Raw genomic sequence first — 22,917 nt, 5'->3', positions numbered from 1 at the left:
TTATGCCACCATCGCGCCCGGCACCGCGGCCTGCGAAGGCGGTGCAGCAGCGGCCAGTGCCGTGTGCGCCAGCGTGTCGAGGTCGTTGTCCGCGGCTTCCTGCCTGATGGCAGCGGCCAGCGCGTGCGCGGTCGGGTGGTCGAACACCACGCCGGGTGCAATCTCCACCTGCAGCCGGCGGCGCAGCCGGGCCACGAGCTTGATCACCAGCAGCGAATGGCCGCCGAGGGCAAAGAAGTCGGCGTGCGGGTCGACCTGGCCCTGTTCCAGCAGCTCGGCCATCAGCGCGCACACCAGGGCTTCCACCGCGTCGGATGCGGGCGCCGCGGCCGGAGCTGGCGCACAGTCGGCGGGGACCAGCTCGCGCAGCGCGACGCGGTCGGTCTTGCCGTTGGGCAGGCGCGGCAGCGCTGGCAGCGGAACGAAGCGCGCCGGCACCATCGCGTCGGGCAGCATCGCGGCCAGCGTGTGGCGCAGTGCGGCGGCGTCGATGGCGCTGCCCGCTGCCGGCACGAGGAACGCACACAGCACGGCTTCGCCACCGGGACCCGCCACCGCGCACACCGCTGCCTGCGCGACCGCGGGCTGGGCCAGCAGCGCGGCTTCGACTTCCGCGGGCTCGACGCGGATGCCGCGGATCTTGACCTGCTGGTCGGCGCGGCCCAGCAGTTGCAGCCCAGCGGGCGTGGCGCGCGCGAGATCGCCGGTGCGGTACAGGCGCTCGCCGGCAGCGAAAGGATCGTCGACGAACGCCGCCGCATCGAGGTCCGCCCGGCCGAGGTAGCCGTGCGCGAGTTGCGGGCCGCCGACGTAAAGCTGCCCGGCTACGCCAGCCGGCACCGGCCGCAGCGCATCGTCCAGCAGGCGCACGCGGGTCGCACCCAGCGCGCGGCTCAGCGGTGCCGTGCCGGCCGGCCACGCCGGCAACTCCTTGTCCAGCGCATGGACCATCACGCCGATGGTGGTTTCGGTCGGACCGTAATGGTTGAAGATGCGGCAGCCGGCCGCGTGGCGGCGCAGCGTGTCGACCAGGCTGGCGGGCAACGGCTCGCCGCCAAGGATGACGGTGGCCGGCACCGCGGGCGCTTCCGTTTCCAGCAGCGCCGCCAGGTGCGACGGCACGATCTTGATGGCATCGACCACGCGGCCGCGCAGGTAGCGGGCAAAGGCCGCGGGATGGGCCATGTCGTCATCGCTCGCCACGACCAGACAACCGCCCTGCCACAGCGCGGCAAACAGCGTGGTGTTGCCGAGGTCGGCCGCCACGGACGATGTCAACCCGAAGCGTTGGCACGACGACAGCGACAGCGCATCGCAAGCCGCCGCGGTGTAGTGGCTGATCTGGGCATGGCCGATCACTACGCCCTTGGGCTCGCCGGTGGAGCCGGAGGTGAACAGTACGTAGGCGGGGGCATCGGGATCGACCGTCACCGCAACCTCTGCTGCTGATGCAGCTGTGCCCAGCAACGCATCGGCACTGACCACGGTATCGTCGTCCGGCGACGCCTGTTGCGCGATCGTCAGCACCGGCGCTGCCTGCGCCAGCACGCTGCGGCGCCGCGCCTGCGGCCAGGCCGGGTCGAGCGGGACATAGGCGCCGCCGGCGGCCCATACCGCCAGCAGGCTGGCTACCAGTGCGCCGCTGCGCGGCAATGCCAACGCCACGCGCGTGCCGGGGCCGACGCCGAGCGCGCGCAGCCGTTGCGCGGCGGCGTGCACCGTCCGCTGCAGGCCGGCATAGTCGAGCACGAGGTCGGCGGCATCCAGCGCAGGCGCCGTCGGCGTGCTGCGTGCATGCTGTGCGATCCGGTTCAGGAGCGAGTCGCCCGCCGCGGCCGGCTTCTCGCCGGTCCAGCATTGCGGCACGCGCAAGGTATCGTCAGCCGGCCACCATAGCGACGGCAGCGGCGCGTCCAGTGCGGCCGGCAGCGTGCCCATCAGCGCGGCGAGATGAGACAGCAGCCACGGCGCCACCCGCGGATGCAGCGCGCCGGCTTGCGCATGCAGCGCCAGCGCGGCCATGCCCTGCCCGTCGTCCAGTGCCTCGCACACCAGGTCGAAGCCGGGCCACGCCGGGCTGGCCAGCGCGATCCCTCCGGCGGGCAACGGCGATACCGCAAACCCGATGCGCGGGCCGGCATCGCCGGGCAGCCACGCTTCCTGCCACGCGGCATGGCCATCCAGCGTCGGCAGCCATGCCTGCCAGTGGTGGCGCAGGCTGGCTTCGTCATCCCATTGCATGCCAAGCGGCAGCGCCTTGACGAACACGCCGGCGGCGCCGGCCATCACGTCATAGTCGCGGCGGCAGTCGTGCAGCCACGTGGCGCTGAATGCCGGCTGCGCGCACAGGCGCGCCAGCATGGTCCACCATGCGGCCTGCAGCACGCGCTCGGGCGTGGTGCCGAGCTGGCGCGCGGTCGCCTCCAGTGCCTGGCGGTGCGCGGCGTGCAGCGTGTGGCGCCAGCTTTCGCCAGACGTGGCGGACGTGGCGAGCGTGGTGGAAACGCCAGCGAGCGCGTCGGGCAGGCGCAGCGGCGCGGGCAGGCCGACCGCCTGTGCCTGCCAGTAGCCGCGGCCGGCGTCGCCGGTACCGTCCTCGCCCAGGCGCGCGCCTTCCTGCCAGTCGGCGTATCGGGCGTATTGCAGCGACTCGGCGTCGTCCGCGGCAGGGGCCTCCAATGCGCCGCGTACGGCTTCGGCGAGGCGCAGCACGCTGTTGCGGTCCGCCGCCAGCGGACTGACCAGCAGCCACAGCATGGCACCGCCGCTGGCCAGCGGGCACAGGCAGGCGCGCACCACATCGCCCTGCGCCGGATCGAGCACAGGCAGCGCCGGCGCTGCGCCGTCCGCGACGACGATCGTCGCCGCGCCGCTGCCGCTTTGCGGCACACACGCCACCAATTGGCTGCCATCGTCGATGTAAGCCATGCACAGCACGTCGTGGCGTTCGCGCAGCACTGCCAGCGCGGCGTCAACCGCGGCAGGCTCGGGCTGGCAACCTAACGCGATGCGCACCACATGCGCTTGCGGCGCCGGCGCATTGCGCCATTGCTGCCAGGCGGCCTGTTGTTCGGGAGTAGGACTCCAGGCGTCATGCATCTCAGGCATCGGCGTTCTCCTGCGGGCGCACGGCGGCGGGCTCGGCGTCCAGCTGCTTGCGGTCGAACATGTCGCCCATCGCCACAACGATCTTGCGCGGGCCTTCATAGGGATCGCGCGCATGCGCTGCCAGCATGTTGTCGAGCATCACCACGTCGCCGCGCTGCCAGTCGAAGCGCACGGCGCAGGCTTCGTACAGCTCGCCGATCAGGGCCATTGCCTCGTTGGGAATCGGCGTGCCGTCGCCGAACATCACGTGGCGCGGCATGCGCTCCAGGCCGACCATCTCGAGCAGGTCTTCGCGCACGTCGGCCTCCAGGCACGAGACGTGATGCAGCTGCACCTGGTTGAAGAAGCTGCGTTCGCCAGTGACCGGATGGCTGACGATGGCCGGGCAAACGGTGCGGGTCTGCAGCACGTCGCCATCCAGCCAGCGGCAGTCGATGCCGGCGGCGCGGCAGCGCGCCTCGACTTCGGCGCGGTCTTCGGTCTTGTAGAAGTCGCGCCAGTCCACGTCCAGACGCGGCGTGAAGGTGCGCACGTACATCAGCTGCTTGCGGGCGAATTCTTCCGCCAGCGCGGACGGCAGGCGGCGCAGCAGTTCGCGGCAGTCGACGATCGGCGTGGCGCCGCCCACGGCCGAGGGCAGCTCGCAGAAGAACCACTGCTTGCGCGGCCAGCGCTCCAGGTGCGCGCTTTCGTTGTGGTACAGGATCATCTGGCGCTCGGGGTACGGCGTAGAGCGGTAGGTGTTGCGCCCGCCCTCCTTCTTGGGCAGGTCGCCATAGCTGCCGTACAGGCCGGGGTGCATGGCTTCGGCGAAGGCTTCGAAGGCCTGCGGGTTGGGCAGGTCGAAGCCGCGGAAGACAATGCCTGCGTGCCGGTGCAGCGTCGCGGCGACCAGCTCGCGCGAGCGCGCGGCCCATGCCACCGGGTCCAGGCCCGGCACCGCCGGCTCGATCACGATGGGGAAGACTTCGCCGGCGCGCAGCGGGCGCAGCCGCACCTGGCCGGCCGGGTCGGCTGCGCTCGCCTGCGGCACCGGCGCTGCAGCCGCGGGAGCAGCGGCGGCCGGGCGTGGCCTCGCCAGCGACTTGAGCTGGTCGAGCTTGGCCGCCATGCGTTGGCTGGTTTCCATGGTTCGGGACTCCTCGGGTTTCGGTTGGGACGGGCGCGCGGCGCCCGGGACGTGCGCGGTGACGCGGTCGGCGGGCTGGTCCGGCGCGCGCAGCAGCGCTTCCAGCATGGCCAGCCATTCGGCGGCGAAGCGCGCCACGGTGGCGGATTCGAACAGCGCGCTGGCAAAGACCCAGTCGCCGCGCAGCGGCGCCGCTTCCTGTTCGCTCTCGGGTTCCAGGAACAACGCCATGTCGAACTTCGACGTGCGTTCGATGGGCGGCAGCATCGCGGCCTCCACGCCGGGCATGCCGAACTGCCCTACCGGGGTGTTCTGCAGCACGAACAGCGCCTGCACCAGCGGATTGCGGCTGCGGTCGCGCGGCACGCCCGCCGCCTCGACGATGCGGTCGAACGGCAGGCCGTCGTGCTCGAAGGCGGCCAGCACGTCGCGCCGGCACGCCGCCAGCACGTCGCGGAAGCTGGCGCCGGCGATGCGGCGCGAGCGCAGCGGCAGCACGTTGACAAAGAAGCCGATCAGCGGCTCGAGCGCGGCATCGTGGCGGCCGGCGACGTCGGTGCCGAGCACCAGGTCGTCCATGCCGGTCCCGCGGTGCAGCCAGCACTGGAAGCTGGCCAGCAGCACGATGAATGGCGTGACCTGCTCGGCGCGCGCCAGCGCATGCACCTGCCCCATGCGTTCGCCGCCGATCCGCAGCGCCACGGCGTCGCCTTCCATGCGCGCCACCGGCGGGCGCGCCCGGTCGGCCGGCACTGCCAGCGCCGCCGGTGCGCCGGCAAGCGCGCCGCGCCAGTAGGCGGCGAGCCGCTCCAGCGCGGCGCCACGCAGCCAGTCGCGTTGCCACGCGGCATAGTCGGCGTATTGCAGCGCCAGCGGCGGCAGCGGCGCGACCTGCTGCGGCGCCAGCGCGCGCCGGTAGCCGTGGGTGATCTCGTTGACCAGCAGGCCGACCGACCAGCCGTCCGACACCAGGTGATGCATGGCAACCAGCAGCACGTGTTCCTGCGGCGCGCAGCGCAGCAGCGTGGTGCGCCACAGCGGCGCGCGGCCAAGGTCGAACGGGCGCGATGCGTGTTCCTGCATGGCCTCGCGCAGCGCCGCTTCGCGTACTTCGGGCGCCAGCGCCTGCAGGTCGATCACGGGCAGGCCGGTGTCGGCGGCGGCATCGATGCGTGCGTAAGGCTCGCCATCGTCGTCGGGATAGGCGGTGCGCAGGATCTCGTGGCGCGCCGCCACGGCGGCCAGCGACTGGCGCAGCGCGGCCAGGTCCAGCGGCCCGCGCAGGCGCAGCGCGCCGGCCATGTTATAGGCCGCGCCGGCGTTGCCCTGCAGGCGTTCGACCAGCCACAGCCGCTGCTGCGCCAGCGATACCGGCATGCGCGCGGTACGTGGCACCGGGATCAGCTCGGGCATCGCCGCCGCAGGCGTGGCACCATCCAGCCGTGCTGCGAAGTCGCGCAGCACCGGCGCCTCGAAGACATCGCGCAGCGTAGCCTGCGCATGGCCGGCGGCGCGCAGCCGCGCCACCACGCGCGTGGCGACCAGCGAATGGCCGCCCAGGCGGAAGAAATGGCTGTCGCGGCCGATGCGCACGCCCGGCAGCAGCGCTTCCCAGATGCCGGCGACGGTCTGCTCGGTGGGCGTGGCGGGCGCCGCGCCCTCCTGCGCCAAGACCTGCGGCGCGGGCAGCGCCTTGCGGTCGATCTTGCCGTTGGCATTGAGCGGCCACGACGGCATGCAAACCCATGCGGACGGCACCATGTACGCGGGCAGCCGCGACGCGACGCTGGCAGACAGCTCGGCTTCCAGCCCGTCATGCGCGGGTTGCGCGTGGCCGGCCTGCGGCTGCCAGTACGCGGTCAGCCATTCGGTGCCGGCGGCACGGTGCACCGTCACCAGCGCCTGGCGCACCGCCGGATGCGCGGCGAGCACGGCTTCGATCTCGCCCAGCTCGATGCGGTAGCCGCGCAGCTTGACCTGGAAGTCCTTGCGGCCGAGGTATTCGAGCACGCCGTCTTCGCGCCAGCGGCCCAGGTCGCCGCTCAGGTAGCGGCGGCTGCCGGGTGCGCCGCTCGGATCGGGCACGAAGGCCGCCGCGGTGCGGCGCGGATCGGCGAGGTAGCCGCGGCCGACGCCGGCACCGGCCACCGCGACCTCGCCCACCACGCCGGGCGCGGCGAGATTGCCGTCGGCATCGAGCACCTGCAGCACGGCATTGGCGGTCGGACGGCCGATCGGCACGGTGTCCGTGGCTTGCGCCGCCTGCGCCAGCGCGTCGGCGCGCAGGGGATGGAACGCCACGTCGTCCGAGCATTCCGCCGGCCCGTAGGCATTCATCAGCGGCACGCCCGGATAGCGGCCCAGCCAGGCATGCGCGGTGGCAGGCGGCAGCGCCTCGCCGGTGGGCAGCACCCAGCGCAGCGCGGGCAGCGATGCCGGCAGCGACGCATTATGGCCTTCGGCGTCCTGGCAGTCGAGCATGGCCTGCAGCAGCGACGGCACCGGCTCGAACAGCGTCACGCCGCGCTGCGCCAGCAGCGCCGTGAGTGCGGCGGGATCGCGCACCACGTCGTCGGCGATGATCTCCACGCGTGCGCCGAATACCGGCGCGGCCAGCGCCTGCCAGACCGAGATATCGAAGCACGGCGGCGCAGTCTGGGCGATCACGTCGCCCTCGCCCAGCCCCAGCGGCACGACCTTGGCCAGCATGTTGTTGAGCATGCCGGTGCGCGTGACCATCGCGCCCTTCGGCACGCCGGTCGAACCGGAGGTGAACAGCACGTAGGCGAGCTGTGCGGGATGCGGGGGCACGTCTGCAGCAACCGCCGCCCCGGCTTCCAGTGCAGCCAGCGTGGTGGCACCGGCAACGCCGGCGGCGTCCAGCGCGGCCACGCCGCAGGCGTCCGTCAGGACCTGGGCGGGCCTGGCCTGCGCCAGCACCTGCTGCCAGCGTGCCGCGGGATGGCTGATGTCAAGCGGCACCCACGCCGCGCCGGCGCGCAGGATGCCGGCCAGCGCGACCAGCCAGTCCAGCCCACGCGGCAGCAGCACCGCGACGAGATAGTCCGGGCGCACGCCGGCGGCGCGCAGGCCGCCGGCGACACGGCCGGCGCGCTCCCACCAGTCGCCATAGCTCAGCGCCTCGGTACCGCTGTGCGCCACCACTCGCTGCGGATGCGCGGCCACCTGGCGCGCGACCCGCTGCACGTAGTCGTCCTGCAAGGCGGCGCGCGCCACGCTGGTGTCGTCGCTCGCGCTCCATGCCTGCAGCCTGGCACGCGTGGCGCCATCGAGCATGTCGACGGCGCCCACGCACGCGGTGCCGGCGGCCAGCGACGCCAGCACGGCGGCGTAGGCGTCCATCCATTGCGCCAGCCGGTGCGCGTGGATACGCGAGGCATCGCAGGTGAAGCGGATGGTGAAGCGGCTGTCGGGCATGACCTCCAGCGTCAGGCCGTAGTGGGTCTGCTCGATGTTGTCGTGCTGGCGCAGCCGCAGGCCCGCGACCTCACGCGCGCGGTCGCCCAGGTCGGGCAGGTTCTGGAACACCATCAGCGTATCGAACAGTGCGCCGCCGATGCCTGACTGGGCCTGGATCTCGGCGAGCGCCGCGTGCTCGAAATCGCGCATCGCCACGGCCGCCTGCTGGGTCGCCTGCAGGTAGTCCGCCACCGCCAGCGCGCCTTGCGGACGCAGCCGCAGCGGCAGGGTGTTGATGAACACGCCCAGCATGCGCTCGGCGCCCTCCAGCCCCGCGGGGCGGCCGGCCGAGGTCACGCCGAAGACGATATCGTCGCTGCCGGCGTGGCGCGACAGCACGATGCCCCACGCCGCCTGCATCACGGTGTTGAGCGTGACGCGGTGCGCGGCGGCCAGCGCGCGCAGGCTGGCGTCGAGGCCGGCCGGCAGGACCAGGTCGCGGCACAGCGGCACGGCTTGCCCGTGCGCGGCAGCGGATGCAATGCCCGGCAGCACGGTGGGGCCGGCCAGGCCGGCGAATGCCTCGCGCCAGAAAGCCTGCCGCGCGGATGCGGGCTGTGCCGCGAGCCAGGCGATGTAGTCGCGGTACGGCCGGCGCGGCGCCGGGGCATGCGCCGGATCGGCATAGCGGGCCAGTGCCTCGTCGAGCAACTGCACCGAGCCCCAGCCGTCGACGATCAGGTGGTGCCGGCTCCAGACCAGCCACCAGCCCGCGTCGCCGTTGCGCAGCAATGCCAGCCGCATCAACGGCAAATCGGCGGGGTCGAAGCCGCGCGTGCGGTCGGCCCGGCACCAGTCCGCCAGTTGCACGGCCTGCGCGTCGGCGTCGGCGCCGCGCCAGTCTTCCACGGTCACCGGCAACGTGGCGCGCGCATGCACGCATTGCAGCGCGCGGTCGCCGCCCGCTTTGCCTGCCGCGGCAAAGGTGGTGCGCAAGATCGGGTGGTCGTCCAGCAGCGCCTGCCAGGCGGCGGCCATGCGTTCGGTGTCGAGCGGACCGTCGACCTGCAGCACCAGCTGGTTGACATAGGCACCGTTGCCGCCATCGCGCAGGTGGTGGAACAGCAGGCCCTCCTGCAGCGGCGACAGCGGGTAGGCATCTTCGATGCTGCCGTGCGCGCTACGCAGTTGCGCCAGCGCCTGCGCGTCGCAGCCGCTCAGCGCAAACGGCTGCGGCGCCGCGGGCGTGGCGGACGCGCTGGCCGGCTTTGCGCGGCCGGCAAGATGGGCGGCCAGGCGTGCCAGTGTCGGATGCGCGAACAGGTCCTTCGGCGCCAGCACCAGCTGCTGCGCGCGCGCCTTGGCGACGATCTGCAGCGCCAGGATGGAATCGCCGCCGAGCGCGAAGAAGTCGGCGTCCCGGTCGATCTGCTCGCGGTGCAGGATTTCGCGCCACAGTCCTGCCAGCGTCTGTTCAATGGCAGCCGCCTGCGTGTCGGCTGGTGCCGCGTTCGCACGCAGCACGGCGGCCAGCGCCGCCGGGGTGGGATGCGCAAACAGCAGCGTGGGGGTCAGCGGCAGGCCCGCCTTGCGCGCCTGCGCGACCAGCTGCAGTCCCAGGATGGAGTCGCCGCCGAGCGCGAAGAAGTTGCCGTCGGCGCTTACGCTTTCACGTCCGAGCACGCCCGACCACAGGCGCGCCAGTATGGCCTCGGTCTCGTCACGCGGGGCCGCCTGCGCCGGTGCCGCGGCCTCGCCGGGCACCGGCGGCAGCGCCTTGCGGTCGATCTTGCCGTTGCGCAGCCGCGCGAAAGCGTCGCACGGCACGAACACCGCAGGCAGCATCGGCGCCGGCAATGCGGCGGCCATGGTAGTGCGCAGCGTATCGAGATCCAGGCCGGCGTCCGACACCAGGTAGGCGACCAGCCGCAGCCCTTCACCTGCCGGCGACGGCGGCGCCAGCACCACAGCATCGCGCACGCCCGGCGCCTGGCGCAGCCAGGCTTCGACTTCGCCGGGCTCGACGCGGAAGCCGCGGATCTTGACCTGGGCGTCGGCACGGCCGAGGAACACGATGGCGCCGGCTTCGTCCATGCGCACGCGGTCACCGGTGCGGTAAAGGCGGCCGCCCGGCTGGAACGGGTCTGGCACGAAGCGCTCAGCGGTCAGCGCGGGACGGCGCAGGTAGCCGCTGGCGACGCCGGCGCCGCCGATATAGAGCTCGCCCACCGCCCCGCGCGGCACGCGGTTCAGGTGGCGGTCGAGCACGTAGGCGCTGACGCCGGCAAGCGGCTGGCCGACGGGAATGGCACCCGTCGCAGCGGCGTCAGGCACCGCCTGCGTCAGGCACCCGACCGTGGTTTCTGTGGGACCGTAGTGGTTGACCGCGCGGCATGCCGGGCGCAGCGCCTGCACGCGCGCCACCACCGCCGCATCGAGCGCCTCGCCGCCGAACACCAGGCACTGACGCGGCAACAGCCGCGCCGGATCGGCCACGGCCAGCAGCGCGCGCAAGTGCGACGGGACGATCTTCAGGCAATCGACCGGCCGCGCTGCCAGGGCTTCGGCGAGCGCTTCGGGGTCGTCGGCCAGCGCGTCGTCCAGCACGCGCAGCGTGTGGCCGCCGAGCAGCGCGCCGAACCACGCGGTGTGGCCAAGGTCGGCCGTGACCGAGGACAGGGATGCCAGCGACGACGCTGCCGGCAGCGCCAGCGCATGCAGCACGCCGGCCGCGTAATGCGCGAGGTTGCCTTGCGTGACGACCACGGCCTTGGGCGTGCCGGTCGAGCCGGAGGTGTAGATCAGGTAGGCAGGCTGTGCCGGAGCGGCGGCAGGCCATGCAGCAGCGCTGGCTGCGTCATCGATCGCGAGCGAGGCGACATGCCAGGCCGCGCCCGGCATGGCTTGCGCCAGCCACTGCGGCCGCGCGCCCTCTCCCACCACGGCGACGAGGCCCGCATCGGCGGCCAGTTGCGCCAGCCGCGCCGCGGGCAGGCCGGCGTCCAGGCACAGGAAGGCGGCGCCGGCCTTCCATGCGCCGAGCATGGCGGCGGCCATGCGTGCGCCGCGCGGCAGCAGCAGGCCGACCACCTCGCCGGGTTGGACTCCACCGCCGCGCAGGCTTGCGGCGAGCGCGCCCGCGGCGCGATCGAGCGCGGCGTAGCTGCATTGCGCATCGGCGGCATCGACCGCGAGCCGCTCGGGATGCGCGCGCACGCCGGCCTCGAAGGCCGCCAGCGCGGTGGCGTGCCGCGCGATGCTGCCCGCACGCATGTCGGAGAGCAGCGCCGCCTCATGCAGCGGCAGGTCCCCGACACGCGCGTCGGCGTTGTCGAGCACTGCGTCCACCGCTGCGCGCAGCGTGGCGACCAGGCGCTGGACTGTCTGTGCGTCGAACCGGTCGGCGTCATAGCGCCATTGCCCGCGCAGGCGCTCGCCTTCGTCCTGCCAGCGCAGGTTCATGTCGTTGGCCGCACCGCGCTGCGTGGCGAGGTATTCGCGCAACAGGTAGCGGCCCAGCACATGGCGCGGCCCCACCGGCACAAAGGTGGTCATATGCCGGAACAGCGGCCCCTCCCCGCCCATGCGCGCCAGTGGATACTGCTGGTGGCGCAGCGCGCCGCGCATCTGCCGGGCGCAGTCGCGCACCACCGCGGCAAAGGCCGGATTGGCGGAGAAATCTGCGCGCAGCGGCACCGTGTTCAGCGTAAAGCCGATCAGGTCGGCGGACTGCGCGCCAGAGCGGCCGGCGGTCGGCGTGCCGATCAGGAAGTCGTCCTCGCCGCTGGCGCGGTGCATGACGGTCTTGAACAGCGCCAGCATCACCACGAAGACGCTGACCTCCAGCCGCGTTGCCAGTTCGCGCAGGCCGGTGGTCTGCTGCGGCGTGAGGTGGAATTCGAGTTCGGCGCCGCGGTGGCGCGCTTCCGCGTTCAGCGTGCCGGGCAGCGCCGGCGCCGCGGGCGCGTCTTCGAGCACGCCCTCCCAGTGCGCGCGCAGCGAGGCGCCGCGCGGGCCCGCCAGCAGCTGCCGCTGGCGCGCCAGCCAGTCGCGGTAGCGGCCGGCTTGCGACGCCATCGGCGCTTCGCCGGCGCACAGCGCATCGTAGGCGGCGAAGATCTGGTCGCAGACCAGTTCGAAGCCGAGGTAGTCGCCGGCGATATGGTGCATGCCCGCACACATCCACATGCGCTCGGCGCCGCCCGCCTGGCGCGAGACCATAAAGCGGAAACGGCAGACCTGCCCCGCATCGGGATCGAAAGGCTCGTCGGCTTCGCGCTCGAACCAGGCGTGCAGGCCGGCTTCATCGAGGCCGTCGGCGCGGGTCAGCGACACCTCCGCGGCAAAACCCGCGGGGCGTGCCATCACGATCTCGCCGTCTTCCTCGATAAAGCCGCTATGCAGCGCCTCATGGCAGTCCACCACGTGGCGCACCGCCTGTTCGAGCCGTTCGAAGCGCAGGGCAGCCGGGATCTCGATGGCGAACACCATGTTGTAGGCGGCGCTGTGCGGATGGCGGCGATGGAAGGCCAGCAGCGCGAGCTGGCCGGGGCCGGCGGAATAGCGGTCGAAATAGCCGGGATGCGCGGCCAGCCAGGCATCGGCCTCGGCAGCCCGGGTGGCCAGCAGCTCGGCCGCGGCCTGCTGCGCAGCGGTGCCGGCCGCGCTGTCGCCAACCACACGCCAGCGCCCGTCCTGCAGGCGCAGGCGCACGCCTTCGGCGCGCAGGGTTCGCATCAGGGCGCCAGTTTCGGCCGGCAAGGGAGCTTCGGAAGACGACATGGCGAAAACGTTGGAGATGACGGATCCCCGCCGCGCAGTCGCAAACCTGCACGGCCGGGAGTGATCAGAAGGGAAACGCGCCTCAGCCCAGTCCGGGCGGCGCGGGTTCGGCCATGGCGACGATCACGCGGCGCGCGCCGGTGAAGGTGCCGCGCCCGTGGGCGGCAAGCATGTTGTCGAGCATCAGCACGTCGCCCTGCTGCCAGGGGAAGCGCACCGTGCATTGGTCCAGCGTGGCGCGTATCGACGCCAGCGCATCGTCTTCCAGCGGCGCGCCGTCGCCGTAGACGACATTGCGCGGCAGCTCGTCGACGCTGCCGACTACGGCCAGCAAGGCCTCGCGCACATGCGGCGCCAGGTTCGACACATGGAACAGGTGGGCCTGGTTGAACCACACCATCTCGCCGGTCACCGGATGGCGCGCGACCGCCTGGCACAACTGGCGCGTGCGCAGCTCGCCGTCGGGCTTCCATTCGAACTCGATCTGCTGCGCGCGGCAGAAGCGTTCCACCTGCGCCCGGTCTTCGGTGTTGAAGGCGCGCTGCCAGCTCAGGTCGAGGCCGTTGCCGTAGTTGCGCACGTACATCAGCCGGCGTTGCGCAAAGCGCTCGCGGATGGCGGGGTCGAGGCGCTGGTAGACCAGGCGGCTGTCGGCGATCGGCGTCTCGCCGCCGGTTTCGCTCGGCTGCACGCAATGGAACCAGATCTTCATCGGCCACTGCAGGGTGTACGACTGCTCGTTATGCAGCGGGATCACCTGGTGCGCCGGGTATTCGGTCGAGGTGTAGACGCCCTCCCTGACCTGCGAGCGCGGCGTGGAGCCGAACTCGTAACTCAGCAGCGGATGGCCGAAGGCGCTGGCGAAGGCGCGGAACGCGGCATCGTCGTCGAATTGAAAGCCGCGGAACAGCACGCCGCCGACACGCGGCAGATGCTCCGCGGCAATCGCCGCCATGGCGTGGAACCGGGCGCGCCAGTCGGTGCCGCCGTCGGGCGTGACCACCAGCGGCAGCGCGCCTTGCGCGGACAGCGGGGCGGTACGAAGTCCGCCTGCGCTGGCGGCGCTGATCGAGGCGGCTGAGGTTGCGGCGGTAGCCACGCCGGCAGCGGCGCGATGGTCCGCCCGGAGGTCGGCGATGGTACTGGTCGTGTCCATATCCCTGTTGCCTCTACGGGTGCGTTCGCGAAGCCGGTTCCGGCCTGAGAGTCAATGGAGGCCAACGGGGGCAGCCACGCGAACAATGTCTGCACATTGAAAGTGTGAAGCGAGTGTAGCGGAATTATTTACGAATGGAAATACAAATCATTATCATTTACGATGTCGTTCCACGAGTTGTCTCGACTGTTCGCAACGCCGTCGCGGCGTACTGGCTTGCCTGCATCGCGATGGCGTTTCCACACCACCAGAAGGAGCATTGCCATGAGCTGGGACCATCCCGACACGCGTTTCCATGTCGTCCGCAATGAAGAAGGCCAGTACTCGATCTGGCCCGATTACAAGCCCGTCCCGGCAGGATGGGAAAGCACCGGCTTCCAGGGCAGCCGCGATGAGTGCCTGGCGCATATCGACACGGTCTGGACCGACATGCGCCCGCTCAGCCTGCAGCGCGCGCTGGCCGGCGCATGAGCGCGCCGCTGCCGGTGCGCGAGCGCTGGTTTGCCGTGATGCCCGGGCGGGCAAGCGATGCCGCGCATGCCGAGGCCGCGCGCGTGCGCCTGTACTGCCTGCCCTATGCGGGCGCCGGCCATACCGCGTACCACGGGTGGCGCGACGCGCTGCCCGCGCAGGTCGAGCTCGCGCCGGTATGCCTGCCCGGACGCGGCATGCGCACGGCCGAGGCGCACGCGGCTTCGATCGAGGAACTGGCCGCGGCCCTGGCAGCGGCGATCGCGCGCGCGGCGCGCACCGAGGCGCCGCGCTTTGCGCTGTTCGGGCACAGCATGGGCGCGCTGCTCGGCTTCGAAACCGCACGCGTGCTCGAGACCGTGCACGGCCTTTCCCCCGCGGCGCTGGTGGTGTCCGGGCGCGGCGCGCCGTCGCTGCCGTCGGCGCGGCCCCCGTTCAGCACGCTGCCTGACGGCGCCTTCGCCGACGTCATCGCCGCGATGGGCGGCATGCCGGCGGAGATCCGCGAAACCCCGGAAGCGCTGGCGTTCTTCCTGCCGGTGTTGCGTGCCGACATCGCGCTGTGCGAGCGCTGGCGCTACGCCCGCGGCCCGCGCCTGGGCTGCCCGATCACCGTGCTGGGCGGCCAGGACGATGTTCATGCGCCGCCGGCGACGCTGGCGGCCTGGCGCGACGAATCCCTGCACGATTGCCGCCAGCAAGTCTTCGCGGGCGGGCATTTCTTCCTGCACGACGCGGCGCCCGCGGTGCTGGATGCCATTGCGCAGGCCGTGCTTGGCACCGCGGCGCTCAGCGGAGAAGCCGGCCATGCCCTTGCCTGAGCTCGCCGCGCCGCCGCACGGCGACATCCACGTGTGGCACGTAGCGGCCGATGCGCCGGCGGATCCCGCCGTGCTTTCGGCCGCCGAGCACGCGCGCGCGGCCGCGTTTCGCCAGGCCGCCGACCGCAACCGCTTTACCGCGGCGCGCGCGGCGTTGCGCACGCTGCTGGGCGGCTGCCTGGCGCTGCCGCCCGCCGCGGTCCCGCTGGCCGCCAACGCCTTCGGCAAGCCCGTGCTTGCCACGGCCCCGCAGGACCCGCCCCTGCACTTCAACGTCAGCCACAGCGGCGCGCGCGCGGTGATCGCGCTGTCGCGCGTGCCGGTCGGCATCGACATCGAAGCCTGGCGTGCCGGCATGGCCTGGTCGGACTGGCGCGACAGCGCCGCCGTGGCCTGCGCGCCCGATGAAATGCACTGGCTCGCCGGGCTGGCGCAGCGGCAGCCGGAGCACGCCATGCTCGGCTTCCTGCGGCTTTGGACCGCCAAGGAAGCGTGCGGCAAGGCGCTCGGCACCGGCCTGTCGGCGTCGCCGCAAGCGGTGCGCGTGGCGCTGCCCGGCAGCGCCGAATGCGTGCCGCCGCTGGCGCGCGCCGGCGCCGGTGTCTGGCATCTGCACGATGCCGGCGGCGGTTCGCGCTATGTGGCATGCGTGGCCACGCCGCTGGCGGCCGCGCGCGTCGTGCACCGCCAATACCCGCTGCGCTCCGCCAGCGCCAACCCTTGATCCAGTCCTTGCAGTCAACGCCCCTGTACAACGCCCTCCGCTAGGAACGACACCATGACGCCTCCCTCGCTCGCCACGCTCGCCCACGGCCACCCCGCGCCGTTCTCGGCAGGCGCCTTTGCCCGGCAAGCACCGATCCGGCTCGACGACAACGCTTACCTGCAGCGCCAGTGCGCCCGCGAATCCAATGCCCGCTCCTACCCGCGCCGCATCCCGCTGGCGCTGGAACAGGGCTACGGCGTGTATCTGCGCGATACCAGCGGCCAGCTCTTCATCGACTGCCTGGCCGGCGCCGGCACGCTCGCGCTCGGCCACAACCACCCGGCGGTGGTGCGCGCGCTGCGCGACACGCTCGACAGCGGCCTGCCGCTGCATACGCTGGACCTGGCCACGCCGGTCAAGGACCGATTCATCGACGACCTGTTCGGCCTGCTGCCGGCCGAGTTCGCCGCGCGCGCCCGCATCCAGTTCTGCGGCCCGACCGGTGCCGACGGCATCGAAGCCGCGCTCAAGCTGGCCAAGACCGCGACCGGCCGGCACACCGTGCTGAGCTTCGCCGGCGGCTACCATGGCATGACCCACGGCACACTGGCGCTGATGGGCAACCTTGGGCCCAAGGCGCCGCTGGGCGCGCTCGGCGCCAGCGTGCAGTTCCTGCCGTACCCGTACGACTACCGCTGCCCGTTCGGCCTGCGCGGCGAAGCCGGCATCGATGCCGGGCTGCGCTACATCGAGCAGATGCTGTCGGATCCCGAGTCCGGCGTGTTGCCGCCGGCCGCGGTCGTGGTGGAAGCGGTGCAAGGCGAAGGCGGCGTGATCCCCGCACCGGCACGCTGGCTGCGCGAACTGCGCCGCATCACGCGCGAGCGTGGCATCGCGCTGGTGCTGGACGAAGTGCAGACCGGGCTGGGCCGCACCGGGCGCACCTTCGCGTTCGAGCATGCCGGCATCGTGCCTGACGTACTGGTGCTGTCCAAGGCGATCGGCGGCGGGCTGCCGATGTCGGTGGTGATCTACGACGCCGCGCTCGACGCGTGGCAGCCGGGCGCGCATGCCGGGACCTTCCGCGGCAACCAGCTGGCGATGGCGGCGGGCTCGGCCACAATCCGCACCATCGCGGCGCAGGGGCTGGTGGCGCATGCCGCGGGCATGGGCCAGCGGCTGGCAACCCGGTTGCGCCAGCTGCAGCCGGACTTCGCCGCAATTGGCGAGGTACGTGGGCGCGGGCTGATGTTTGGGGTGGAACTGGTGGATGAACGTGCCGAACCTGACGTGGTCGGCGCGTACCCCGCCGATGGCGACTTCGCGCGTACCGTGCAGCGCGAATGCCTGCAGCGCGGGCTGATCGTCGAGCTTGGCGGGCGCCATGGGGCAACGGTGCGGTTCCTGCCGCCGCTGGTCATCGACGAGGCTGAGGTGGATCTGGTGGGTGAATTGTTTGGCGAGGCGCTTGGGGCGGCAACAAGGCTGCTGCGCTAAACGTGCTTGGCACGCGCATGCCCTCACCCCCTGCCCCTCTCCCGCAAGCGGGAGAGGGGAGCGAACCGGCCGTGGATCAACGATGACGCCCGCACTTGCCGCAGGCACTGGTGCATGCTCCTTCTCTCCCGCAAGCGGGAGAGAGAAACAAACCGGCCGTGGATCAACGATGCCGCCCGGGCTTGCCGCAATCACTCGTGAACGCTCCCCTCTCTCGCGTAGTGGGAGAGGGGTGGGGGTGAGGGCCGGAGCGTCGACGGGTGCTGCGAGTCGGCATGACCTCGGCCTGCCCTCACCTCCTGCCCCTCTCCCGCAAGCGGGACAGGGGCGCAAACCGGCAGCAAATCAACGATGTCGCCTGGACTTGCCGCAATCACTGGTGAACGCTCCCCTCTCCCGCGTAGTGGGAGAGGGGTGGGGGTGAGGGCCGGAGCGTCGACGGAGTGCAGCGGGTCGGAATAGCCACCGCGCCCTCTCCCCCTGCCCCTGCCCCTCTCCCGCAAGCGGGAGAGGGGAGCAAACCAGCGCCTATGGCACAGTTTTACGGCGCGTCCCGCAACAGATCGCGCAGCCTGAACTTCTGGATCTTCCCTGCCGGCGTCGCCGGCAAGGCGTCGCGCACGACCAGCTTTTCCGGGATGTACTGCAGCGCCATCTTCTGCCCCTTGAGCCAGTCCACCATCGCCGCGTGGTCGAAGTCATGCCCGGCGCGCGGCACCACGAAAGCGCAGGCACGCTCGCCCAGCCGTTCGTCGGGATAGGCGACGATCGCCACCTGCGCCACCGCGGGATGGCGGTACAGCAGGGTCTCGACCTCCAGCACGGGAATGTTCTCGCCGCCGCGGATGATCACGTCCTTGCTGCGGCCGGCGATGCGCAGGTATCCATCGGCATCGAGCCGGGCCAGGTCGCCGGTGTCGAACCAGCCGCCGGCATCGGTGCCGTTCAGCTGCGGGCGCTTCAGGTAGCCGCCGAAGTTGGAGCAGGCGCGCACCAGCAGCCGGCCGGTCTCGCCAACCGGCACGTCCTCGTCGGCGCCGTCGACGACGCGAATTGCAACCCCGGGAAGCGGGCGGCCGTCGGTCGTCGACGCGCGTTCGTCGCTGTCCTCCGGCAGCGTCGTGGTGACCGCGCCGTTCTCGGTCATGCCCCATGCCGATACGATCTTCGCGCCCAGCGCATGCCGCGCCTGCTCGACCAGCGCGCCCGGAATCGGCGCGCCTGCGCACAGGAAGATGCGCAGGCTCGGCACGGCCGCGCCGGACTCGGCCACCACGCGCGCCAGGTCCGTGAGGAAAGGCGTGGAGCCCATGGTAAAGGTCACGCCCTCGTCGCGGATCAGCGCGGCGGCGCGCGCGGGGTCCCAGATGTCCTGCAGCACCGCATGCGCGCCCAGCACCACCGGCATCATCAGGCCGTACATGAAGCCGGTCTGGTGTGCCATCGGCGACGCCATCAGCACCACGTCGTCGCCGCCGAGATGGAGCCGGCCGGCATAGGCGACGATGTTGGAGAACAGCGTGTTCGCGGTATGCATCACGCCCTTGGGCTCGCCGGTGGTGCCGGAGGTGTAGATCAGCTGCGTGACGTCGTCCGGACCAGGGCGGCTGCGCAGCAGGATGGTGGCGGCATCGGGGGCATCTTCCCAGGACGGCCCGCTGAGGAGCACCTCGAAGCTGTCGTCGCCATCGCCATCCGCCACCACGATATGGCGCAGCGCGGGCAACGCATCGCGCAAACCCCGCAGCATCTGCGCATGGTCGAAGCCGCGGAACATCTTCGGCACCACCACTACCTTGCTTTGCGCGTGCGCCAGCATGAACGACAGCTCGCGCTCGCGGAAGATCGGCATCACCGGGTTGAGCACCGCGCCCAGGCGCGCGCAGGCCAGGTACAGCACGCTCAGGTGCCAGCCGTTGGGCAACTGGCATGAGACCACGTCGCCCGCGACGATGCCAAGGCGGGAAAGACCGACCGCCACGCGGTCTGCCATGCGCGCCAGTTCCTGCCAGGTGAAGCGCGTCACGTGTTGGCGGTCGATGCTGAGCGCGGTCAGCGCGGGCGCGTCGGGCCGGTCACGCACGCATGCGGCAAGATGGTCGTTGATGGTGCGGTCGTGCCAGTGCCCTGCGGCAATGCTGGCGGCACGGCGCGGCGCGATCAGTACTGCATCGAAATCCATGGCGGTCTCCTCGTTGTTGTGTGCTGCCAGTCATTGCGACTGGCGCGCGCGTCAGGCCGGTACCGCTTCTCGCCCCGCGCGCGTGCGCGCGATGATCGTCTTCATGATCTGCGCGGTGCCGTCGCCGATCTGGAAACCGAGCACGTCGCGCAGGCGCTGCTCCATCACGCCGCGGTCGTAGCCGCCGTGGCCGAACGACAGCAGGCACTGGTGCACCACGTCATACGCCAGCTTGGGCGCCCACCACTTGCACATCGCAGCTTCGGCGGTATGCGGCAGGCCACGGTCCTTCAGCCACAGCGTCTGCAGGCACAGCAGGCGCGCGCCCTGCACCTGGGTCTCGAAGTCGGCCAGCGGGTGCGACACGCCCTGGAATGCCGACAGCGGCTTGCCGAAGGCCTGGCGCTCGGCCACGTAGCCCCAGGTCTCGTCCAGCGCCACCTGCGCCACGGCCAGCACCTGCAGGCCGATCAGCGCGCGCGAAAAGTCGAAGCCCTGCATCACCTGCACAAAGCCCTCGCCTTCCCTTCCCAGCAGATGGCTGGCCGGCACGCGCACGTTCTCGAAGAAGATCGAGCCGCGCCCGATGGCGCGCTGTCCATGACAGTCGAAGCGGTTGCGCGTGACGCCCGGCAGGTCCATCGGCACCAGCAGCGCCGACACGCCGCGCGCGCCCGCCTCGACCGGGCCGCTGCGCGCGAACACCACCGCGGCATCGGCCTGGTCGGCGGCGGAGATCGAGGTCTTCTCGCCGTTGAGCACGTAGTGGTCGCCATCGCGCTCCATGCGCAGGCGCAGGCTGGCCGCGTCCGAGCCGCCGCGCGGCTCGGTCAGCGCGATCGCCAGCAGCGCTTCGCCGCGCGTCAGGCGCTGCAGCCATGGGCCGGCGACCTCCGGCCGTGCATGGTGCGCCAGGATCTGCCCGTTCAGCGAAGCCAGCAGGTTGATATACGACAGGCTCAGGTCGGCGCGCGCCACCGCTTCGTGGATCACGCCGGCCGCGAGCGAGCCCATGCCCTGCCCGCCATACTGTTCCGGCAACTCGGGCGCGATAAAGCCCATCTCGCCCATTTCGCGCATCAGCGCGCGGTCGAGCACGCGGGTACGGTCTCGCTCCAGGTAGCCGGGCGCGACGCGCGCGTCGGCAAAGCGGCGGGCGTGTTCGGCCAGCGCCGACAGGTCTTCGTCAAGGTAGGGGTTCATGGCTGTCTCCGCTGTCTCCGCTGGGTTCCGCTCACTTCGCGTACTTGCGGAAGTCCGGCTTGCGCTTTTCCTGGAAGGCGCGCACACCCTCGCGCGATTCCTCGGTGTCGTAATAGAGCTTGAGCGCATACATGCCCATGCCCGCAATGCCGCCCTGGTGCGCGGTGTCCATGTTGAACGAGCGCTTGGCGATGGCGATCGCGGTCGGGCTCTTTTCCAGGATCTCGTCGCACCACTTCTGCACTTCGGCGTCGAGCTGCCCGTGCGGCACCACGGCGTTGACCAGCCCCATCGCCAGCGCCTCGGCGGCGGGATAGCGGCGGCACAGGTACCATATCTCGCGCGCCTTCTTCTCGCCGACCACGCGTGCGAGAAAGGCCGTGCCATAGCCCGGGTCGACCGAGCCGACGCGCGGGCCGACCTGGCCGAACACGGCCTTTTCCGAAGCGATGGTGAAATCGCAGATCGTGCACAGCACGTTGCCGCCGCCGATGGCATAGCCCTGCACGCGCGCGATCACCGGCTTGGGCACGTCGCGGATGGCGTTGTGCAGCTCTTCCATCGGCAGGCCGATGGTGCCGCGGCCGTCGTACTGGCCTTCGTGCGCGGACTGGTCGCCGCCGGTGCAGAAGGCCTTCTCGCCGGCGCCGGCCAGCACGATGGCGCCGATCTCGCGGTCATAGCCGGCGCGGTTGATGGCGTGGATCAGTTCGTCGCAGGTGCGGCCGCGGAAGGCGTTCATCTTTTCCGGGCGGTTGATGATGATCCAGGCCGCGCCGTTGCGCACTTCATAGAGGATGTCGTCGTATTGCATGGTGGTCTCCGTTGTTCGCTTGAGTTGGTATGGCCGCGCTCAGCCGTTCATGGTCAGGCCGCCCGACACGCTCAGCACCTGGCCGGTGATGAACGCCGCGTCGTCGCTGGCGAAGAACAGCACCGCGCCGGGCAGGTCATCGGGCTGGCCGATGCGGCCTAGCGGGATCGAGCGGGTGAAGGCTTCGACCAGCTTCTCTGGGTTGCCCGCGCCCTGCTTGTAATCTTCGAACAGCGCGGTCTCGGTCGGCCCCGGGCACACCACGTTCACGGTGATGCCGTGGCGCGCATGCTCACGCGCAATGGTCTTGGAGAACGACACCAGTCCACCCTTGCACGCGGCATACACCGCTTCGCCGGAAGACCCCACGCGCGCGGCATCGGAGGCGATATTGACGATGCGCCCGCGCTTGCGCGCCACCATGCCGGGCAGCACCGCGTGGTGCATATGCAGGGCGCCGGTCAGGTTGATGGCGATCAGCCGCTCCCACTGCGCCGGCTCGGTCTTGACGAACGGGCGGAACACGTCCCAGCCGGCGTTGTTGACCAGCACGTCGATGGGGCCCAGCTCCTGCTCCACCGCAACCACCGCCGCGTCGACGCTGGCGCGATCGGTAATGTCGCAGCGCATGGACAACGCGCGGCCGCCGCCATCGCGGATCTGCGCCGCCACGCGTTCGCCTGCCTCCGGGTTCAGGTCGAGCACGCCGACCGCCGCGCCGGCGCGCGCAAAGCGCAAACAGGTTGCGCCGCCGATACCGCCACCGCCGCCGGTCACGATGACCGTCTTGCCTTCGAGTCCTTGCACAGCCGTTCTCCTTTCAGGGTTCCGGTGCTATCGTGCCGGCGGTGCCGCCGCCACATGCCCCGTCAATTACGTAAATATGTTGACGTATAATAGGTGCGACCGGCACCGGGCGCAAGGCATCAATCCTTTGGAAACGACTATGGTTAACCCCGATCGGGGAGGCGAACTCCCCACTAATGCACGCATGGAGCTGGCCAACCGGCTGTTCTTTCGCCTCTACCAATGCGCAAACATGTTGCATAAAACGGGATCGCGGGCGGTGGAAGCCGAAGGCCTGACGACGCAGCAGTGGGCGGTGCTGGGCGCCCTGTCGCGACCGGAAGCGGCCGACGGCATGAGCGTCGGCGACCTGGCGCGCTACCTGATGGTGAGCCGGCAGAATTTGTCCGGCCTGGTCAGCCGGATGGAACGGGACGGCCACGTGACGCTGGCGCCGGACGGGCGCGACCGCCGCTCGCGGCTGGTGCGGATGAGCGAGCCGGGCCGCGAAGTGTGGCTGCACCAGGCGCAGCCGAAGATCCGGCAGTACTATGAGCACGCGCTGGACGGGTTCTCGACCAACGACCTGACGCATACGCTGCATTACCTGCTGAAGCTGCTGGACAACATGCGCGCGCTGGATACGCCGGACGGCGGCGAAAGCGGCCCGACGCAGGACTGAGGCGGACCGCTGTCTCACGGCTGATACACACCGGGCCGCCACGCGGTGGCCGGCGCAGGGCATCGTCCGCTACGCGGCGCGCCACGGCGGCTGGCGCGCGATATGCATCGACATGGGGTTGCTCAGGCACCCCAGTACTGCGCCGGGAAGTCCTGAACCG

12 protein-coding genes are annotated in these 22,917 nt (G+C 71.3%); 5 read left to right on the top strand and 7 right to left on the bottom strand.

Translation table 11 applies throughout. From position 1 onward, the window contains the following. From VSR71_RS04890 to VSR71_RS04880, 3 genes are all read right to left on the bottom strand, one after another. A complete protein-coding gene (locus VSR71_RS04890; RefSeq protein ID WP_342912793.1) occupies positions 1-3,108 on the bottom strand; it encodes an amino acid adenylation domain-containing protein in 3,108 nt (1,035 codons plus the stop codon). Then, positions 3,101-12,394 (bottom strand): amino acid adenylation domain-containing protein, encoded by a 9,294-nt coding sequence (locus VSR71_RS04885; RefSeq protein WP_342912792.1) that lies wholly within the window; start codon positions 12,392-12,394, stop codon positions 3,101-3,103. The genes VSR71_RS04890 and VSR71_RS04885 overlap by 8 nt, the downstream gene beginning before the upstream one ends. Positions 12,395-12,521: 127 nt before the next feature. Beyond that, entirely contained in the window at positions 12,522-13,595 is a 1,074-nt protein-coding gene (locus tag VSR71_RS04880) for a TauD/TfdA family dioxygenase (RefSeq protein ID WP_342912791.1), read from the bottom strand. Positions 13,596-13,859: 264 nt separating this feature from the next. On the opposite strand from VSR71_RS04880, the gene VSR71_RS04875 reads away from it, so the two are divergent. From VSR71_RS04875 to VSR71_RS04860, 4 genes are read left to right on the top strand one after another with little or no spacing between them, the layout of a single operon-like run. Further along, entirely contained in the window at positions 13,860-14,066 is a 207-nt protein-coding gene (locus VSR71_RS04875; RefSeq protein WP_116321790.1) for an MbtH family protein, read from the top strand. Further along, positions 14,063-14,887, top strand: a complete 825-nt coding sequence (locus tag VSR71_RS04870) for a thioesterase II family protein (protein WP_342912790.1) — start codon at positions 14,063-14,065, stop codon at positions 14,885-14,887. Before VSR71_RS04875 ends, VSR71_RS04870 begins: the two co-directional genes overlap by 4 nt. After that, the gene (locus VSR71_RS04865) at positions 14,874-15,611 is read left to right on the top strand and encodes a 4'-phosphopantetheinyl transferase family protein (protein ID WP_342912789.1); all 738 of its coding nucleotides are present in this window, start codon (positions 14,874-14,876) and stop codon (positions 15,609-15,611) included. Before VSR71_RS04870 ends, VSR71_RS04865 begins: the two co-directional genes overlap by 14 nt. 54 nt (positions 15,612-15,665) lie before the next feature. Further along, a complete protein-coding gene (locus VSR71_RS04860) occupies positions 15,666-17,090 on the top strand; it encodes a diaminobutyrate--2-oxoglutarate transaminase (RefSeq protein ID WP_342912788.1) in 1,425 nt (474 codons plus the stop codon). A gap of 541 nt (positions 17,091-17,631) precedes the next feature. Here VSR71_RS04860 and aliA read toward each other — a convergent pair. Genes aliA through badH form a run of 4 tightly spaced genes read right to left on the bottom strand, consistent with a single transcriptional unit; the run spans position 17,632 to position 22,096 of the window. Further along, positions 17,632-19,272, bottom strand: coding sequence for a cyclohexanecarboxylate-CoA ligase (aliA, locus tag VSR71_RS04855; RefSeq protein ID WP_342912787.1), 1,641 nt, complete (start codon positions 19,270-19,272; stop codon positions 17,632-17,634). Between the two features lie 51 nt (positions 19,273-19,323). Further along, positions 19,324-20,475, bottom strand: coding sequence for a cyclohexanecarboxyl-CoA dehydrogenase (gene aliB / locus VSR71_RS04850; RefSeq protein WP_342912786.1), 1,152 nt, complete (start codon positions 20,473-20,475; stop codon positions 19,324-19,326). A 31-nt stretch (positions 20,476-20,506) separates the two neighbouring features. Beyond that, positions 20,507-21,289: a 2-ketocyclohexanecarboxyl-CoA hydrolase gene (gene badI / locus VSR71_RS04845; protein ID WP_342912785.1), complete on the bottom strand. Its 783-nt coding sequence runs from the start codon at positions 21,287-21,289 to the stop codon at positions 20,507-20,509. Positions 21,290-21,328: 39 nt separating this feature from the next. Continuing rightward, positions 21,329-22,096, bottom strand: coding sequence for a 2-hydroxycyclohexanecarboxyl-CoA dehydrogenase (gene badH, locus VSR71_RS04840; protein WP_342912784.1), 768 nt, complete (start codon positions 22,094-22,096; stop codon positions 21,329-21,331). Between the two features lie 139 nt (positions 22,097-22,235). Between badH and VSR71_RS04835 the strand changes: the two genes are divergently transcribed. Further along, entirely contained in the window at positions 22,236-22,757 is a 522-nt protein-coding gene (locus VSR71_RS04835; RefSeq protein ID WP_342912783.1) for a MarR family transcriptional regulator, read from the top strand. Positions 22,758-22,917 lie beyond the last annotated feature (160 nt).

It is taken from the genome of Cupriavidus oxalaticus (genome assembly GCF_038900635.1).
GTDB classification, from domain to species: Bacteria; Pseudomonadota; Gammaproteobacteria; order Burkholderiales; family Burkholderiaceae; genus Cupriavidus; species Cupriavidus oxalaticus_B.
The sequence above is the reverse complement of the archived record's forward strand: the minus strand, read 5'-3'. Positions and strand labels throughout refer to the sequence as shown.

What these genes read in the sequence shown, in the direction of transcription:
- VSR71_RS04890 (WP_342912793.1), bottom strand. Translation starts at nt 3,108, where the DNA reads ATGCCTGAGATGCATGACGCCTGGAGTCCTACTCCCGAACAACAGGCC.
- aliA (WP_342912787.1), bottom strand. Translation starts at nt 19,272, where the DNA reads ATGGATTTCGATGCAGTACTGATCGCGCCGCGCCGTGCCGCCAGCATT.
- VSR71_RS04880 (WP_342912791.1), bottom strand. Translation starts at nt 13,595, where the DNA reads ATGGACACGACCAGTACCATCGCCGACCTCCGGGCGGACCATCGCGCC.
- VSR71_RS04860 (WP_342912788.1), top strand. Translation starts at nt 15,666, where the DNA reads ATGACGCCTCCCTCGCTCGCCACGCTCGCCCACGGCCACCCCGCGCCG.
- VSR71_RS04875 (WP_116321790.1), top strand. Translation starts at nt 13,860, where the DNA reads ATGAGCTGGGACCATCCCGACACGCGTTTCCATGTCGTCCGCAATGAA.
- VSR71_RS04885 (WP_342912792.1), bottom strand. Translation starts at nt 12,394, where the DNA reads ATGCGAACCCTGCGCGCCGAAGGCGTGCGCCTGCGCCTGCAGGACGGG.
- VSR71_RS04870 (WP_342912790.1), top strand. Translation starts at nt 14,063, where the DNA reads ATGAGCGCGCCGCTGCCGGTGCGCGAGCGCTGGTTTGCCGTGATGCCC.
- VSR71_RS04865 (WP_342912789.1), top strand. Translation starts at nt 14,874, where the DNA reads ATGCCCTTGCCTGAGCTCGCCGCGCCGCCGCACGGCGACATCCACGTG.
- badI (WP_342912785.1), bottom strand. Translation starts at nt 21,289, where the DNA reads ATGCAATACGACGACATCCTCTATGAAGTGCGCAACGGCGCGGCCTGG.
- aliB (WP_342912786.1), bottom strand. Translation starts at nt 20,475, where the DNA reads ATGAACCCCTACCTTGACGAAGACCTGTCGGCGCTGGCCGAACACGCC.
- VSR71_RS04835 (WP_342912783.1), top strand. Translation starts at nt 22,236, where the DNA reads ATGGTTAACCCCGATCGGGGAGGCGAACTCCCCACTAATGCACGCATG.